The organism is Brucella sp. GW823-FHT04E01 (genome assembly GCF_058796175.1).
In genome coordinates, this window is sequence record NZ_JBXAIK010000005.1 from 111,057 (window position 1) to 126,639 (window position 15,583).

The following is a 15,583-nucleotide window of genomic DNA, read 5'->3' on the forward strand; positions in this document are numbered from 1 at the left end:
CCTTGAAAAACTCGATTGCCACAACACCCATTGCCGGAAGCAAGGCCGCAGCTTGAGCCAACAAAAAAGCCCGGCTATGAAGCCGGGCTTTTTTGCATCTCGGTAAAACGGTTTCCCGTCCCGACTATTCTTCTTCTTCTTCGTCCGGCGTCGAGCTCTTGAGCGAAGAGAGCTTGGCGAAAACCTTGTCCGCGTCGAGCTCTTCTTCTGCAGGCTGTTCGTCACGATAGTCGAAATTCTCGGTCGCGGAGGCTGGCAGCAAAGTGCTATCCGATTCCGGTGTTGCCGGACGGTTGCGGGAGGCGCGTTCGACTTCGATGTCGAGATCGATCTGCGAGCAAAGGCCAAGCGTTACCGGGTCCATCGCCGTCAGATTTGCCGAGTTCCAGTGCGAACGATTGCGAATCTGTTCGATGGTCGACTTGGTCGTACCGATCAGACGTGAAACTTGGGCATCCTTCAGCTCGGGGTGATTGCGCACCAGCCAGAGAATCGCATTCGGGCGATCCTGACGCTTGGAAAGCGGCGTGTAACGCGGGCCCTTGCGCTTGGCTTCCGGCACGCGAACCTTCGGTTCGGAAAGCTTCAGGCGATAATATGGATCTTTTTCACCCTTCGCGATCTCTTCGCGCGAAATCTGACCCGTGATGACCGGGTCCAGACCCTTGATGCCCTGAGAGGCTTCACCGTCGGCAATAGCCTTCACTTCCAGCGGGTGCAGCTTGCAGAAAGCGGCAATCTGGTCAAAAGACAGCGCCGTATTATCGACAAGCCAAACGGCCGTTGCCTTCGGCATAAGAAGCTGGGTGGCCATTAGATATAATCCTTCTGTTCGTCCGCTCCGGTGGCGCGGGACGTGGGCAAAACCACAATTTCCGGGAAATCACGGCCTATATATCGTTTTTTTGTCGCCAGAGCAAGAATGGCTCTGAAGCTTAAGCGATATCGAGCACAATCTTGCCAATATGCCTTCCCTCCTCCATGCGTTCATGCGCACGCCAGGCATCTTTCAGCGAAAAGATCATGTCCATCACCGGCGCGACGCGTCGTTGCGCCAGAAGCGGCCAGACTTTTGTCTCCAGTTCCCGCGCAATGCCAGCCTTGAAGTCAACCGGTCGCGGACGCAGCGTGGAGCCGGTATGGGTCAGACGCTTGGTCATCAATATTGCGAAATTGGCCGTGGCCTTCGCGCCGTTGAGAAAAGCAATCTGCACGATGCGGCCATCCTCGGCTGCAGCCTTGTAATTGCGGTCAACATAATCGCCGCCGACCATATCGAGAATCACATTGGCGCCTTTGCCCCTGGTCACTTCCTTTACGACCTCGACAAAATCCTCTTGCCCGTAATTGATGGCGCGATCTGCTCCGAGTTTCAGGCAGGCTTCGCATTTTTCTTTCGAGCCCGCCGTTGCAATGACGGTCGCACCAAATGCCTTTGCAAGCTGGATAGCCGTCGTGCCGATACCGGACGAGCCGCCGTGAACCAGAAAAACCTCGCCCTTCCTCAGCCCGCCGCGCTCGAACACATTGTGCCAGACGGTGAAGAAAGTTTCAGGGATCGCCGCCGCTTCGATGTAGCCATAGCCGGCAGGCAAGGGCAGTGCGTTGGTTTCATGCGCGACGGCATATTCAGCGTAGCCGCCGCCCGCCAGCAGTGCGACCACCTGATCGCCGGTCTTGAACCGCTTGACCCCGCTGCCCATGGCAACAATGTCACCGGCAATCTCCAGTCCCGGAATATCCGATGCGCCGGGTGGCGGCGCATATTGTCCCTGTCGCTGCAGGACGTCCGGTCGGTTAACCCCGGCGGCGCGTACCCGCACCAGAATTTCACCTTCCTTGGGTTCAGGCACCGAGCGCTGAACGGGTCGAAGCATATGGGCTCCGCCCGGTTCGGAGATTTCGATAGCAGTCATCTGGGAAGGCAAGTCGGCCATCATATTCAAAACTCCATTCAGATTTCTGGCCCTACGCATCGTCGCAGAAATGCCGCACGGCGGATGCAAGACGTCACGTTAGGGAAATCGTCATCGATTTTCTCAAATATATATGCGACGATTCAAGGTGTTAAATCTTTTCTGAGCCATCATTGACCACGGAGGACGGCTATGAGCGGTTTCGATGAGGATGTGGTAAAGCCCCGCAACAGCGTGGCGCTAAGCGAAGAGGAGCTATCGCTGCTTTCGGTCATCGAGATCGACCAGCGCATAGCCCTGCTGCAATCCGAAATAGAGCGATTGAAGACAGAACGCCTCAAGAAGGGCGATAGCCGCGCTGCGGCAGAAGCATTGTTTCGATAGGAATGGGGTCGTCAACGGAAATGGATACCGGAGCACGCAGCCGGAACCATTTCCGGGCGACGCGCTTTAGGAACAACAATCATTGATCTCAGCGATCACTCATCAGCCTCAGCACTGACAATTCGGCTTCAGACTTCGGGAATAGAGTTTTGCGCATTTACATTCAGGTTCTGGCCCTCCTCTGCGGCACAGCCTTCCTTCTCATAGCTTCGGGACTTCACGGTCTTCTATTGCCGCTGCGCGGCGGTGTGGAAGGTTTCTCAGTGGCATCGCTCGGCATGCTCGGCACGACCTGGGCAGGCGGCTTCGTTGCCGGTTGTCTGTTCGCACCGCGTCTTGTGCGCCGCGTCGGTCATGTACGGGCATTCGGTTGCTTTGCCGCATCAGCTGCGGTCATCGCCCTGCTTTCCGGCATCTTCGTGGATGCCACGATCTGGGTGATCCTGCGCGCCTTCACCGGCTTTTCGATGGCTGGCGCCTTCATGGTCATTGAAAGCTGGTTGAATGAGCGTGCGACCAACGAATCGCGCGGCAAGATTTTCGGCATGTACATGATGGTCAACTACGGAGCCACCATGTCCGGCCAGATGCTGGTAGCAGCAGGCGACGTACGCTCCGATCATCTGTTCATGATAAGCGGCATATTCTTCTGCCTGGCTCTCATCCCGACCGCGATCTCCACAGCCGTCAGCCCCAAGCCACTGACGGAAGTGCAGCTTGATCTCAAGGCGCTCTACAATAACTCACCTGCAGCTTTCGTAGGTTGCATCCTGATCGGCATCGCCAATGGCGCCTGGGGTACGCTCGGAGCTGTCTTCGGTGCGAAGTCCGGCATTTCTACCACCGAAATCGCCTTGATGGTCAGTGTCACCATTGCAGCTGGTGCCTTGATGCAGATTCCGATCGGACGCATTTCCGATCTGGTCGACCGGCGTTTCGTTCTGGCAAGCGTTGCGGCGCTGGCGGCACTGGTTGGCCTCATCGCCTTCCTCGTCTCTCCATCCAGCGGCCCTGTCATCATTACGATGACCGGATGCTATGGCGCACTTGCCTATGCACTCTATCCCGTTGCCGTCGCCCACGCCAACGATCATGCGACATCGGAAAGCTTTGTGAAAGTATCGAGCGGGCTTTTGCTGCTTTACGGCTTCGGCACTATGCTCGGACCACTGCTGGCAGCAGCAGCCATGGATATTTTCTGGCCATCCGGCCTCTTCGCCATCACCATGCTCGCGCATATTTCCATCACCGGCTATGCGTTGTTCCGTTCCCGCAAGCGTGCATCCGTCCCGAAAGAAGAGAAAGACCAGTTCAAGAGCATGCCTTCCGAACGTGGAGCAACACCGGAAGCGCTGAACCTCGATCCAAGAGCTGAGACAGAAGGGTGACGGGCGCTGAAAATGACCGTCGATAAATAGAGCCGGTTAAATAGTTGAATCAATATGTTCGGCGGCTGTGTCACAGCCGCCAATGCTGAATTTTGGCATCTTCGCTTTGGAATGCAAACTGCATTCACGACAAAGAAATACCAGCTCGCCAGAGCCGTTCGGTCTCCAATGTCGATGGCTTGAGACGCCTTATCAAACCGCGATCTAAGCGCGGCTTCCCTGTTAGTGACGTGTTACCTGGGATCTCAGTTTTTCAATCTGGTCCTTGAGCATAAGCTTCTTGCGCTTGAGAGATGCAACGTGCAGGTCGTCCATTGCCGGTGACGCTATGGCTTCGGAAATTTCCTGCTCCAGAGCGCCGTGCTTTTTTTCGAGCGTGGCAAGATGGGACTCGATAGCCATCATCAGATCTCCTTTGGTTGATTTCCCTTATTTACGGAACAGCGCAGACCTCGTTTGTCCGTTTACCCGCTATCCCGTCATTCAACCTGCATGAACGCCCGGCACACCTCCTGTATTCCGGGCCAAACACGCAGTCCCGGCTGCCAGGGATACGGTATATTTGTCGCCTTCGACAGCCGCCGTCCATGACAGAACCATGACAGTTTGGCATGAGTTTGGTGCAAAGTCGATTTTGTCGTGGTAGCATTTTCCTGACGCGAAAAATGTGATAAGGGCTTCGCCGGAAACGGGCTGACGCCGCACCTTTTATGGTTTGGCGCGGCCCGTAAAACTATTCAACAGAACGGGGCACCGCATGTCCGATCAGGAACAGGCCGAAATCAGATTGGCCGTCGCACGACTGAAACAGGAACACGCGGATTTCGATGCTGCCATAAACGCCATGATAGCGGTTGGCTGCGACCAATTGCGCGTCCAGCGCATGAAGAAGAAAAAACTCGCAATCAAGGACAAGCTGCAGGAGATGGAAGATCGGGTGATCCCCGACATCATCGCCTGAATGTCCATAATGATCGATGACAGAGCCGGGGTTCGCCCGGCTTTATCATTTTAATATCACCCGAAACATGCACGAAAGAAGCGGAGCAGGAAGATCAATGAGCGTTACTGCCGATGTCGCCATCATCATGGGAAGCCAGTCCGACTGGGAAACCATGCGCCATGCAGCGGACACACTGGAAGCACTCGGCATTTCCTTCGATGCCCGGATCGTTTCCGCGCATCGCACGCCTGACCGGCTCGTTGCCTTTGCCAAAGGCGCCAAGGCGGAAGGGTTCAAGGTCGTTATCGCAGGTGCGGGCGGCGCGGCTCACCTGCCCGGCATGGCTGCAGCCATGACACCGCTGCCTGTCTTCGGCGTTCCGGTCCAGTCCAAGGCCCTTTCGGGTCAGGATTCGCTCCTCTCCATCGTGCAGATGCCAGCTGGCATTCCCGTCGGCACGCTCGCCATCGGTCGCGCCGGTGCGGTCAACGCCGCCCTTCTCGCCGCCGCCGTTCTGGCGCTTTACGATGAGGCGCTTGCAGCCCGCCTCGATGAATGGCGCACTGCGCAAACGGAAAGCGTGGCTGAGCGCCCTTCAAACGAGGCCTGATATGAACAACTCCGCACTCAATTCTGCACTCCGGCCCGGTGCAACGATCGGCATCATCGGCGGCGGTCAGCTCGGCAGAATGCTTGCCATGGCCGCAGCACGTCTCGGTTTTGAAACGGTGATCCTGGAGCCACAGGCCGATTGCCCGGCAGCACAGGTTGCCAATCGCCAGATCATTGCCGCCTATGACGATCCGAAAGCGCTTGCAGAACTTGCAGCAGCGTCCGACGTCATTACCTACGAGTTCGAGAACGTGCCGGTCAGCGCTGCCGACAGGCTGGCCGAAATCGCTCTGGTCTTTCCTCCCCCGGCAGCGCTTGAAGTCTCGCAGGATCGCTTTACGGAAAAGCAGTTCCTCAACTCCAGCGACATCGAGACGGCACCCTGGCGTCTTGTGGACGATGAAGAGACCCTGATTGCAGCTCTGGGCGCACTTGGCGAGCGCGGCATCCTGAAAACGCGGCGTCTTGGTTATGACGGCAAGGGACAGGTCCGCCTGACATCACTCGACGAGTCCGAAGCTCACAAGGCGATTCTCGCGATCAATCGTGCCCCGGCCATCCTCGAAGGCTTCGTCGATTTCGAGCGCGAAGTTTCGGTGATCGCAGCACGTGACCGCTCCGGCAATGTCGCAATCTTCGATATTGCCGAAAACGTTCACAAGGACGGCATCCTTGCGACTTCGACCGTACCGGCTGCCGTTTCCAAAAACACGGCAGAAGCAGCCCGCAAGGCCGCTGCAAAGCTTCTGAACGGGCTTGATTATGTCGGTGTGCTCGGACTTGAGTTCTTCGTCCTGAAGGATGGCACGCTACTGGCAAACGAATTCGCCCCGCGTGTCCATAATTCGGGCCACTGGACGGAAGCGGCCTGCGCCATTTCGCAATTCGAACAGCATATCCGCGCCATCGCCGGTCTGCCTTTGGGTAACACCGACCGGCATTCGGATTGCGTGATGGAAAACCTGATCGGCGACGATGTCGAGAAGGTGCCAGCGATTCTCTCTGAAAAGGATGCCGTGCTGCATCTTTACGGTAAAAAGGAAGCACGTCCGGGCCGCAAAATGGGCCATGTGACGCGCATTCACCCCTGCGGGAAATAATGTTCATCGGGAATCCCGTCGATTCCCGATGAATCTTTGCCACCTGCCAAGAATTTCAGCTCCAGTGCCCTGAATCTGCGGCTCAGGAGTTGACATTTGCCTGAAACCTTGTGTATTTCGGCCAACCCTTCGGGCATCTAACAGTGCCTGTAATCAATTGGCGCCTCGAGCGCCTGTTTTTATGAAGCCCCGCGGCATCTGCACGTCAACGGGCCAACAAGACCGGTGATTGACATGAAGATCAAGAACTCGCTTAAAGCGCTCAAGGGCCGTCATCGTGACTGCCAGCTGGTCCGCCGCAAGGGCCGCGTTTACATCATCAATAAGACCGCCCCGCGCTACAAGGCTCGTCAGGGCTAATCTTATTTCTGATTTTGCATTTGACGTTTCGCTGCGCATGGTAAAATCTATGCGCATGCGGAACGTTTTTGCATGTCTGGTTTCTTTTTCTGTGCTCGCGTCGCTTGGTACGACGGTGCCGCTTGCTTATGCCGAAGTGGCACCCGGCAAAATACCGCTCACCGCACCTCTGACACCCGTTCAAACCGGTCCCGACAGCGAACAGAAACCTGCCCCCGAAAAGCCCGCACCAGCGACCGCCCAGACGCCTGAAGAGCGTCTCGACAAGCTCTTTGCCGATCTTCGCCGTACAACGGACGAAGCCAAGGCGCGGCGCATTGCTTCACAGATCAATACGCTGTGGTCGCAGTCAGGCAGCGCAACAGTCGATCTCCTGATGCAATGGGCTAATGCGGCGATGCTCGAGCGGCGTTATCCCTCGGCAATCGACTTCCTGAATGAAGCGATCGCGCTCGACCCGGAATATGCGGAGGCCTGGAATCGCCGCGCTACGGTCTATTTTCTGCAAAAAGACTACGCCCACGCCATGTACGATATCAATCGTACCCTGGAGCTGGAACCGCGCCATTATGGCGCCCTGACCGGCATGGCGGCCATCTTGCGCTTGCGCGGCCTCAAGGAACAGGCACTAAAAGCCTATGAGCAGGCTCTCATCGTCTATCCGATGATGCGCGACGCACAGAAGAACTTCAACGATTTGGCCGACGAACTGACGGATACGCGGACTTAGAGCCTGTTCCAGAAGTCGCCTGTATCGCTTTTTGATTCAGGCTCTTAGAACGGCTCCGGCTTACCCCCAAAACATTCTCAAAATTCATCAAGACCAAAACAAAACGCACTCCGAAGGAGCGCGTTTCTTTAAATGCTATCTGCCATAACTGGATGAGATTGCGGCTGTGGCGAGCCGGAATCGACGATGGGCGCTTTAGCGACCAAACTGGTGGAGTTTGAGAGCCCGAGCGGAATGTACTTCCACGCATAGTCCCGAGAAGTCGCAGAATTTTCGGATTAGACTATGCGTCAAAGAAATACACATGAGCACCGGCAGCGCAAAACAACGCCATTTGCCGGCCGTCACGGCTGGCATATCTTCAGTTTAAATGCCTGACTTTCCGTCTGGTCCAATATAGGCGATGCGCAGCATGTTGGTCGCGCCCGGCGTGCCGAATGGGACACCTGCGGTAATGATGACGCGGTCGCCAGCTTTGCCAAATTCTTCATGGAAGACAATTTCGCAGGCATGGTTGACCATATCTTCCAAATCATGCGCATCGGCGGTCACCACGCAATGCAGGCCCCAGACGAGGGACAGCTTGCGTGCAGTATCGACGACCGGCGACAGGGCGATGATCGGCGTGCGCGGACGCTCGCGAGCGGCGCGCAGACCGGTCGTGCCTGAAGCGGTGTAGGTGACGATGGCCGAAAGCTTCAACGTCTCTGCGATCTGGCGTGCAGCAAGCGAAATCGCGTCGGCACCCGTTGGTTCTGGCGCAGCACGCTGCGCATCGATGATGGTCGAATAGGTCGGTTCCTTTTCAACCTGTTCGGCAATGCGGTTCATGGTGGCAACGGCTTCGACCGGATATTGGCCCGAAGCCGATTCCGCCGAAAGCATGATCGCATCGGCGCCTTCAAACACAGCGGTTGCAACGTCGGACACTTCGGCGCGGGTCGGAACCGGAGCTGTGATCATGGATTCCAGCATCTGCGTCGCGACAACAACCGGCTTGCCCGCGCGGCGCGCCTTGCGGGTAATCTGCTTCTGAATGCCTGGAACGCTTTCAAGTGGCACTTCAACGCCAAGATCACCGCGCGCAACCATCAATGCGTCCGAAAGCTCGATGATTTCATCGAGACGCGTCACGGCTTGCGGCTTTTCGATCTTCGACATGAGGCCGACCTTGCCGCGCGAAACCTTGCGTACCTCGGCCAGATCTTCCGGACGCTGGATGAAGGAAAGCGCAACCCAGTCAATTTCTTCCTTCAGGACGGCATCGAGATCCTTGCGGTCCTTTTCCGTCAGCGCACCGACGCCGAGCGTCGTGTCCGGCAGGCTGACGCCCTTGCGGTCCGAAATACGCGTTCCGGAAATCACCTTGCAGCGGATCGACTTGCCGTCGCTCGCCTCGGCGACCAGATGCAGCTTGCCATCGTCGATCAGCAGGCGATGACCCGGTTCGACAGCTTCAAGAATTTCCGGATGCGGAAGATAGACGCGATGTTCATCGCCGGGCGCTTCGTTGTTGTCGAGGGTGAAGGTCTGGCCGGGAACGAGATCGGCTTTACCGTCCTTGAACTTGCCAACACGCAGCTTCGGGCCCTGAAGGTCGGCCAGAATGCCGATAGGACGGCCCAGTTCCTTTTCCACATTACGGATGCGCTTGACGAGGGTGCGCATCAGGTCATGGTCGGCATGACTCATATTGATGCGGAACACATCCGCGCCTGCCTCAAACAGCTTGCGGATGACGGCTTCTTCACCCGATGCCGGACCTAGCGTGGCGAGAATCTTGACCTTGCGGTTGCGCTTCATTGACTATTCGTTCCTGTAACGGTGGGATTTGCTGTCGGCGTTTCATCGGTGAGCTGAACCATCCAGCTCGATTGTTCCCCGGTGTCGTATTCCTGGAAGCCGTTGCGCTGGAAACCGCGCGCGAAGCAATCCTGGACGCCAGTAATACGGAATTCTTTCTCGGCCACGCACATATTGACCTTGCCCTCCCAGCGTCCGCCGCCCTGAGCGTCTTCTGCATAGAGGTAATAATAGCGCGATGTCAGCGGCCCCTCGATGAGGGTTTTGCAGCTTGATCCGTCGATATGCCACCAGCCTTCGGTCACCCAGCCGGTTTTGGCTCTGTAGCCGATGGACACACCAACCAGGTTCTGGGTTGCATTGCATACGCGGAAATCCGCACGAGCCTCTATGGATGTCATGCCCAGCGCAGTCATCAGCACACCGGCAAACAAAACTAGAGATAGTGGAAGTCGCATACGCAGAACCCCTTCAGCCCGCTATCGGTTTTATCGAACAATTTATATTGCACAGGGAAATCCCATCTCGGGCAAATCCCATTTCGGGTCGCTCTCTTTTCGGCAGTTTCGCCTTTGATGTCAACGCAATCCCATTGAGAACAGGTACTCTTCATCAAAGAATGATCGTTGCAATCCGGGCTTTCTCATGACAGACCTGAAACAGCTTCCCGCACAACACAGAAATAATCCCCTTATTTAGCCTCGGATTTCGCTCCATGCCGCTTCAATCCGGATCAACCGCTTCGTCGCCGTTCTCGCCAGCACATAGTGTCGACGGCGATTTTAGTCTCGGCCTGCTCCTGACCGCCGATCATGCACGGCGTGATGTTCCAGCCGAATATGGCACGCTTGGTTTGCGGACAAGTGAATTCGACCGGCATATCGCTTATGACATTGGCGTCGAGAATCTGACCCGCAAACTGGCAACCTGCCTGAACGTGCCTGCCGTCCTTGGCGGCTTTTCGCGCCTTTTGATCGATCCCAATCGTGGTGAAGACGACCCGACGCTTATCATGCAATTGTCCGATGGGGCGGTCATTTCCGGCAATTACCCAATGTCGGCAGGTGAACGCGAGGAACGGCTTGAACGCTTCTATCGTCCCTATCACGACACGGTCGCGCGAGCGAGCGAGCGCGTGGTGGCTGAAAGCGGGGCAGCGCCTTTCATCGTCTCGATCCATTCCTTCACGCCGCGCTGGAAGGAAAAGGCCCGCCCCTGGCAGATCGGCCTTCTCTGGGACAAGGACGACCGCGCCGTAAAGCCGCTTTTGTCGCTGCTGCGTGAAAACGTCGATCTGACGGTTGGCGACAACGAACCTTATGACGGTGCCCTCAAGAACGATGCCATGTATCGCCACGCGACGGCAAAGGGCTTCGCCCATGTCCTGATCGAGGTACGACAGGACCTGATTGCCGATGACAAAGGAGCAGCTGAATGGGCTGACAGGCTGGCGCCAATGATCGCGCACATCAACACCTTGCCCGGCATTCATGCGGCCCAGCATTTCGGCTCGCGTGCTGATCGCAGTGAGTAACAGGCCTGTCAGGAGAGGCTTTACCCGCTATCCACAGGGCTTGACCCGCCAAATCGGGTCGTGCATCGAAAAAGGCTCTTAATTTTGCCTGCGACTCGCGGGAAAAACGGTCCAGACTTTCGATAAGCGGTTTTCGCGCAATGCGTGTCCGCATCATCACAGATTTTGAATTGGAGAACTCCTCGTGAGCGACGACATTACCAGCGAAGCCCAAACCATTGCTGTCGGCCAGTTGCGTGCTTTCATCGAGCGCATCGAGCGCCTGGAAGAAGAAAAAAAGACTATCGGTGACGATATCAAGGAAGTTTACGCGGAATTGAAGGGCTCGGGGTTTGACAGCAAGGTCGTGAGGACCATTATTCGTCTGCGTAAAAAAGAAGACCATGAACGTCAGGAAGAAGAAGCCATGCTGCAGCTTTATATGGATGCGCTTGGCATGAGCTGATTTCGGCTCTTCCCGGAGCCTTCCTTCTTCCCGAAATCGAAACCCGACGGATCGCCCGCGATTCGTATTCAGAGGAAGGGGATAAGGTCTATGGAGTTCAGGAAGCTCGGACGTACCGAACTCAATGTTTCGCCGCTTTGCTTCGGCGGCAATGTATTTGGATGGACGGTCGATGAAGCGACGTCTTTTTCGCTTCTCGACCGTTTTGTCGATGCCGGATTCAATTTCATCGACACAGCGGATGCTTATTCGGCCTGGGCACCCGGAAATGTGGGCGGCGAATCCGAAACCATTATCGGCAACTGGCTGAAATCTCGCGGCCTGCGCGACAAAGTCGTCATTGCCACCAAGGTTGGGTCCGAGATGGGGCCTGACGAAAAAGGTCTTTCCCCGGCCTATATCCGCAAAGCGGTCGATGCCTCCCTCAAACGGCTGCAGACGGATTATATCGATCTCTATCAATCGCACTGGGACGATCCCGAAACACCGTTCGAAGATGTGCTCGGTACCTATAAGGAACTGATCGACGCAGGCAAGGTGCGCGCCATCGGTGCGTCCAATCTCACGCCTGAGCGACTGACTGAAGCGCTTGATGTCGCCCGGACCAACAATCTGCCACGCTATGAAAGCCTGCAGCCTCTTTATAATCTCTATGATCGAGCAGATTTCGAAAATGGGCTAGAGAAAATCTGCCACGAAAACGAACTCGGCGTTATTTCCTATTATTCGCTCGCAGCAGGGTTCCTGACCGGGAAATACCGTTCCGCTGACGATCTTGGACAAAGCGCCCGCGGCAAATCAGTCGAAAAATATCTGACGGATCGTGGTTCGCGGATCATAGCGGCACTCGATGACGTAGCACGAAATCTCGATGTCACGCTTGCGCAGGTTGCAATCGCATGGCTCATCGCGCAGCCGTCAGTCACAGCCCCTATTGCCAGCGCCACACGCTCGGCTCAGCTCGGTGAGCTGATCACCGCAGCCGAACTGAAACTCAGCGACGATGAAATCGCCTTGCTGAACAAGGCGAGCAGTTAAGTTCGAAGATTATGTCGAAGGGTAGCCCTACCCTTCGATTTCCTCTCGCAGCATTTCCAGCTCCAGCCATTCTTCTTCCATGGCCGCATTTTCGGAGCGCTTCTTCTCAAGAAGATCGGCAGTCTTGGCAAAAAGCGCCGGGTCCTTGGCATAAAGCTGCGGATCGGCGAGCTTGCCTTCCAGCACTACGATTTCCTTCGAGAGAGCGTCCATCTTGCCGGGCAGCGTTTCGAGCGCGAATTTCTGCTTGTAGGAAAGCTTGCGCTTTTCCTCACGCTTGGGCTGCGGCGCATCCTCTTCCGACTTCTCGTCACTGCGGACGCCTGAGACCTTGACCGAGCGACGGCTCAAGGCCTGCTCCTTGCGCTGCGCCATCATATCGGCATAGCCGCCTGCATATTCGAGCCAGCGCCCGTCACCTTCCGGTGCAATCACCGACGTAACCGTGCGATCCAGAAAATCACGGTCGTGGCTGACCAGAATGACTGTACCGGGAAAACCTGCAACCAACTCCTGCAGCAGATCGAGCGTTTCCATATCAAGATCGTTGGTAGGCTCGTCGAGGATAAGCAGGTTGGCGGGCCGCGCCAAAACACGGGCCAGCATCAACCGCGCACGTTCACCACCGGAAAGCTCCCGATTGGGGGTACGCGCCTGTTCCGGCTGGAACAGAAAGTCCTTCATATAGGACACGACATGCCGCTGTTCGCCGTTGACGACAAGGCTTTCGCCGCGCCCATCCGTCAGATAATGCGCCAATGTCTCATCCAGATTGAGACTTTCGCGCTTCTGGTCGAGTTCGGCCATTTCGAGATTGACGCCAAGCCGCAACGTTCCGGAATCCGGCGCAAGCTTGCCAGTCAGAAGCGACAGAAGCGTGGTCTTTCCGGCACCATTGGGTCCAACGAGACCGATACGATCGCCGCGCTGCACCCGGATCGAAAAATCCTTTACCAGAACACGCTCGCCATAGGCCTTGCTCAACCCCTTGGCTTCGATCACCAGCTTGCCGGATTCCTTGGTATCGCTTGCCGCCAGTACCGCCGTCCCTTGTGCCTTGCGATGATTGCGAAAATCGGCACGCATGGAATGCAGTTCGCCGAGACGGCGCATATTGCGCTTGCGGCGCGCCGTAACGCCATAACGCAGCCAATGCTCCTCGCGCGCAATCTGCCGCCCCAGCTTGTGATGGTCGCGCTCTTCCTCTTCCAGCACCTTGTCGCGCCATTCCTCGAAATGGCCAAAGCCCTGCTCAAGACGACGCGTAAGACCGCGATCCAGCCAGACCGTCGCCCGGCTGACATTTTCCAGAAAGCGGCGGTCATGCGAGATCAAAACAATGGCGGAGCGAATCTGGCGCAGTTCGCTTTCCAGCCATTCGATGGTGGTCAGATCCAGATGGTTGGTCGGCTCGTCCAGCAGCAGAACGTCGGGCTGCGGCGCGATCACTCGCGCCAGAGCGGCACGGCGTGCCTCGCCACCGGACAGATGATCCGGCTTTTCGTCGCCGGTCAGTCCGAGATGTTCGAGAAGATAAGTGACACGATGCGGGTCATCGGCTGGCCCAAGCCCCGCTTCCACATAGGCGCGAACATTGGCAAAGCCATCCATATCCGGCACCTGCGGAAGATAGCGGACAGTTGCACCCGGATGTTTGAAAACCTCACCCGACGTTGCTTCCACCATACCGGCGGCGATCTTGAGCAGCGTGGATTTACCCGAACCATTACGTCCGACCAGCGCGATGCGATCGCCTTCGCTTACCGAAAGGCTGGCATCTTCCAGAAGCGGCGTGCCTCCGAAGGTGAGCTTGATCTCGTCGAGGCGAAGGAGCGGTGGTGCCATGGTTCTCTTCGATAAACAGGGTTAAAAATTCCGCCCTGCTTGTCCGCGACAAAAGCCGTTCTGTCAAATGGTACGGCACGAAAAGACCCGTGAAAAACAAACAGGTCGGGTTTCCCCGACCTGTCAGCAAACTTATTTATCCAGCTATTGCTGGCCCAGTGTTACTGGCCCAGTGTTACTGGCAAGGCGCTTCGTAGACGCGGCCATAAGGATCGCGGTAACGGCAGTACTGCGTTCCGTTGCGCGTCTGGGCTGCACCAAGGAGCGTACCGGCAACGCCGCCGATAGCAGCACCGGCAAGAGCGCCACGGCCATTGCCGCCAATTGCACCACCGGCGAGTGCGCCGAGTGCTGCGCCACCAACGCCGTACCCGGCCGTGCGCTGTTCATTCGTCGTGCATGCAGCCGTCGAGAACGCGAGCACGCCAGCAACAGCAATCATCGTAAGACGTGACTTCATTGAAACATCTCCTACAAGAGTTGAACTAATCACCGACTTTGCGTCCCCAATTTCGGCGTAAAGCAGATGACACCCGCTTGGCCCATTTACAATACGTTTCGCCTGCCAGCGTCAAGCTCTTTCGATTGATAAGGTTATCGGCCCCGGAGCGGTGTTTCCTCCATCGCCAAGTTGGCGATAAGTATCGCTAATCCAGAACTCGCAGTAACGCGAAGTGTTCCACGAACTACATTGGAAACTGTCCATGAAGAGCCAAATGGCAGTGTCACATTATCTAACGGCCACTCCGCATTCGTGATCGAAAGGCCTTCGATAGTGCTGAAATTGATCACACTGAACGGCGTCCCGTCCGGAAAATCATAAACATAATCTCCAGGCGGCAAAGGCCAGGCCTCCTCGGAACCGCTGGACAACAGCACGTTTCGCCCTTTTGCAGCTTGCGCTGTTGCCATGGTCAGATGCAGAAGCGTGTGATCGGTGCGCTGACCGCCGAAGGCTCCGCAAAGGATCACCCGATCCGCACCCCGCATATAGGCCTCCTCGAAGGCCAGTTCCCCGTCCGTCATGTCCTTGGCAGCAGGGAACCTCTTTTGCGGCACGTGTCCATATTGCACGCGAAGCTCAGCAGAAGCCGAATCGAAATCGCCAAGCCAAAGTTCCGGTTCGACACCAAGAGCAGCAGCGTGCCTGATCCCGCTATCGGCAGCGAGAATACGCGCACCTGCAATTTGGCGTTTCAGGCGATCGGTCACGACCAGATCACCGCCGAGGAGAATGACGAATGTGCTCATAAGCCGCTCATAACACGGGCAAATCCATGCCGGAAGCCTGCATTCGCCGCCATTGCGCTCCCTTGCCCTTCCCGTTGCGAAAGATTATTGTCGCAACCGCTCTAACGGGGTGCCGTCTGCTTTCGCGGATGGCTGAGAGGTCGCATTCCCGGCCAACCCGCTGAACCTGATCCGGTTTGCACCGGCGGAGGGATTAGATGCTCCATAAACGGCGCTCAATCCTCTTGCTGTAAA

18 protein-coding genes and 1 riboswitch are annotated in these 15,583 nt (G+C 56.6%); of the genes, 10 read left to right on the top strand and 8 right to left on the bottom strand.

What is annotated here, in order from left to right; all coding sequences use genetic code 11:
* Positions 1-124 precede the first annotated feature (124 nt).
* Both AC1RHM_RS20275 and AC1RHM_RS20280 read right to left on the bottom strand, forming a co-directional pair.
* The gene (locus tag AC1RHM_RS20275; protein ID WP_010661415.1) at positions 125-814 is read right to left on the bottom strand and encodes a DUF1013 domain-containing protein; all 690 of its coding nucleotides are present in this window, start codon (positions 812-814) and stop codon (positions 125-127) included.
* A gap of 121 nt (positions 815-935) precedes the next feature.
* Entirely contained in the window at positions 936-1,940 is a 1,005-nt protein-coding gene (locus AC1RHM_RS20280; protein WP_029376277.1) for an NAD(P)H-quinone oxidoreductase, read from the bottom strand.
* A gap of 168 nt (positions 1,941-2,108) precedes the next feature.
* Here AC1RHM_RS20280 and AC1RHM_RS20285 point away from each other — a divergent pair, with 168 nt between their 5' ends.
* Positions 2,109-2,300, top strand: a complete 192-nt coding sequence (locus tag AC1RHM_RS20285) for a DUF1192 family protein (RefSeq protein WP_010661417.1) — start codon at positions 2,109-2,111, stop codon at positions 2,298-2,300.
* Positions 2,301-2,449: 149 nt separating this feature from the next.
* Complete coding sequence (locus tag AC1RHM_RS20290) at positions 2,450-3,688, top strand: MFS transporter (protein WP_010661418.1); 1,239 nt, start codon at positions 2,450-2,452, stop codon at positions 3,686-3,688.
* A gap of 222 nt (positions 3,689-3,910) precedes the next feature.
* Here AC1RHM_RS20290 and AC1RHM_RS20295 read toward each other — a convergent pair whose 3' ends face one another.
* Positions 3,911-4,093, bottom strand: coding sequence for a YdcH family protein (locus AC1RHM_RS20295; protein ID WP_012091308.1), 183 nt, complete (start codon positions 4,091-4,093; stop codon positions 3,911-3,913).
* 352 nt (positions 4,094-4,445) lie between these two features.
* Between AC1RHM_RS20295 and AC1RHM_RS20300 the strand changes: the two genes are divergently transcribed.
* The 5 genes from AC1RHM_RS20300 (at position 4,446) to AC1RHM_RS20320 (ending at position 7,433) form a co-directional block, all read left to right on the top strand.
* On the top strand, positions 4,446-4,649 hold the full coding sequence (locus AC1RHM_RS20300; RefSeq protein ID WP_006471281.1) for a YdcH family protein: 204 nt from the start codon (positions 4,446-4,448) through the stop codon (positions 4,647-4,649).
* A 97-nt stretch (positions 4,650-4,746) separates the two neighbouring features.
* A complete protein-coding gene (gene purE, locus AC1RHM_RS20305; RefSeq protein ID WP_010661420.1) occupies positions 4,747-5,241 on the top strand; it encodes a 5-(carboxyamino)imidazole ribonucleotide mutase in 495 nt (164 codons plus the stop codon).
* A 1-nt stretch (position 5,242) separates the two neighbouring features.
* Positions 5,243-6,343: a 5-(carboxyamino)imidazole ribonucleotide synthase gene (locus AC1RHM_RS20310; protein ID WP_010661421.1), complete on the top strand. Its 1,101-nt coding sequence runs from the start codon at positions 5,243-5,245 to the stop codon at positions 6,341-6,343.
* A gap of 234 nt (positions 6,344-6,577) precedes the next feature.
* Complete coding sequence (gene ykgO, locus AC1RHM_RS20315; RefSeq protein ID WP_010661422.1) at positions 6,578-6,703, top strand: type B 50S ribosomal protein L36; 126 nt, start codon at positions 6,578-6,580, stop codon at positions 6,701-6,703.
* Between the two features lie 37 nt (positions 6,704-6,740).
* Positions 6,741-7,433 (top strand): tetratricopeptide repeat protein, encoded by a 693-nt coding sequence (locus AC1RHM_RS20320; protein WP_010661423.1) that lies wholly within the window; start codon positions 6,741-6,743, stop codon positions 7,431-7,433.
* Positions 7,434-7,799: 366 nt separating this feature from the next.
* Here AC1RHM_RS20320 and pyk read toward each other — a convergent pair whose 3' ends face one another.
* Both pyk and AC1RHM_RS20330 read right to left on the bottom strand, forming a co-directional pair.
* On the bottom strand, positions 7,800-9,236 hold the full coding sequence (pyk, locus tag AC1RHM_RS20325; RefSeq protein WP_010661424.1) for a pyruvate kinase: 1,437 nt from the start codon (positions 9,234-9,236) through the stop codon (positions 7,800-7,802).
* Positions 9,233-9,694: a DUF1036 domain-containing protein gene (locus AC1RHM_RS20330; RefSeq protein ID WP_010661425.1), complete on the bottom strand. Its 462-nt coding sequence runs from the start codon at positions 9,692-9,694 to the stop codon at positions 9,233-9,235. Before AC1RHM_RS20330 ends, pyk begins: the two co-directional genes overlap by 4 nt.
* Before the next feature lie 257 nt (positions 9,695-9,951).
* Between AC1RHM_RS20330 and AC1RHM_RS20335 the strand changes: the two genes are divergently transcribed.
* The 3 genes from AC1RHM_RS20335 to AC1RHM_RS20345 all read left to right on the top strand — a co-directional run bounded on the left by AC1RHM_RS20335 (position 9,952) and on the right by AC1RHM_RS20345 (position 12,253).
* Complete coding sequence (locus AC1RHM_RS20335; protein ID WP_010661426.1) at positions 9,952-10,770, top strand: N-formylglutamate amidohydrolase; 819 nt, start codon at positions 9,952-9,954, stop codon at positions 10,768-10,770.
* 184 nt (positions 10,771-10,954) lie between these two features.
* A complete protein-coding gene (locus AC1RHM_RS20340) occupies positions 10,955-11,215 on the top strand; it encodes a DUF2312 domain-containing protein (RefSeq protein WP_002964837.1) in 261 nt (86 codons plus the stop codon).
* A gap of 90 nt (positions 11,216-11,305) precedes the next feature.
* Entirely contained in the window at positions 11,306-12,253 is a 948-nt protein-coding gene (locus tag AC1RHM_RS20345) for an aldo/keto reductase (RefSeq protein ID WP_036581627.1), read from the top strand.
* A 27-nt stretch (positions 12,254-12,280) separates the two neighbouring features.
* Here the strand turns inward: AC1RHM_RS20345 and AC1RHM_RS20350 are convergent, their stop codons facing one another.
* From AC1RHM_RS20350 to AC1RHM_RS20360, 3 genes are all read right to left on the bottom strand, one after another.
* Positions 12,281-14,098, bottom strand: coding sequence for an ABC-F family ATP-binding cassette domain-containing protein (locus AC1RHM_RS20350; protein WP_492332612.1), 1,818 nt, complete (start codon positions 14,096-14,098; stop codon positions 12,281-12,283).
* A 175-nt stretch (positions 14,099-14,273) separates the two neighbouring features.
* Positions 14,274-14,558 carry a YMGG-like glycine zipper-containing protein gene (locus AC1RHM_RS20355; RefSeq protein WP_010661429.1) on the bottom strand — a complete coding sequence of 95 codons (285 nt, stop codon included), beginning with the start codon at positions 14,556-14,558 and terminating at the stop codon, positions 14,274-14,276.
* Between the two features lie 134 nt (positions 14,559-14,692).
* Positions 14,693-15,349 carry a thiamine diphosphokinase gene (locus tag AC1RHM_RS20360; protein WP_010661430.1) on the bottom strand — a complete coding sequence of 219 codons (657 nt, stop codon included), beginning with the start codon at positions 15,347-15,349 and terminating at the stop codon, positions 14,693-14,695.
* Between the two features lie 95 nt (positions 15,350-15,444).
* Positions 15,445-15,559, top strand: a riboswitch (TPP riboswitch).
* The last annotated feature ends 24 nt before the right edge of the window (positions 15,560-15,583 follow it).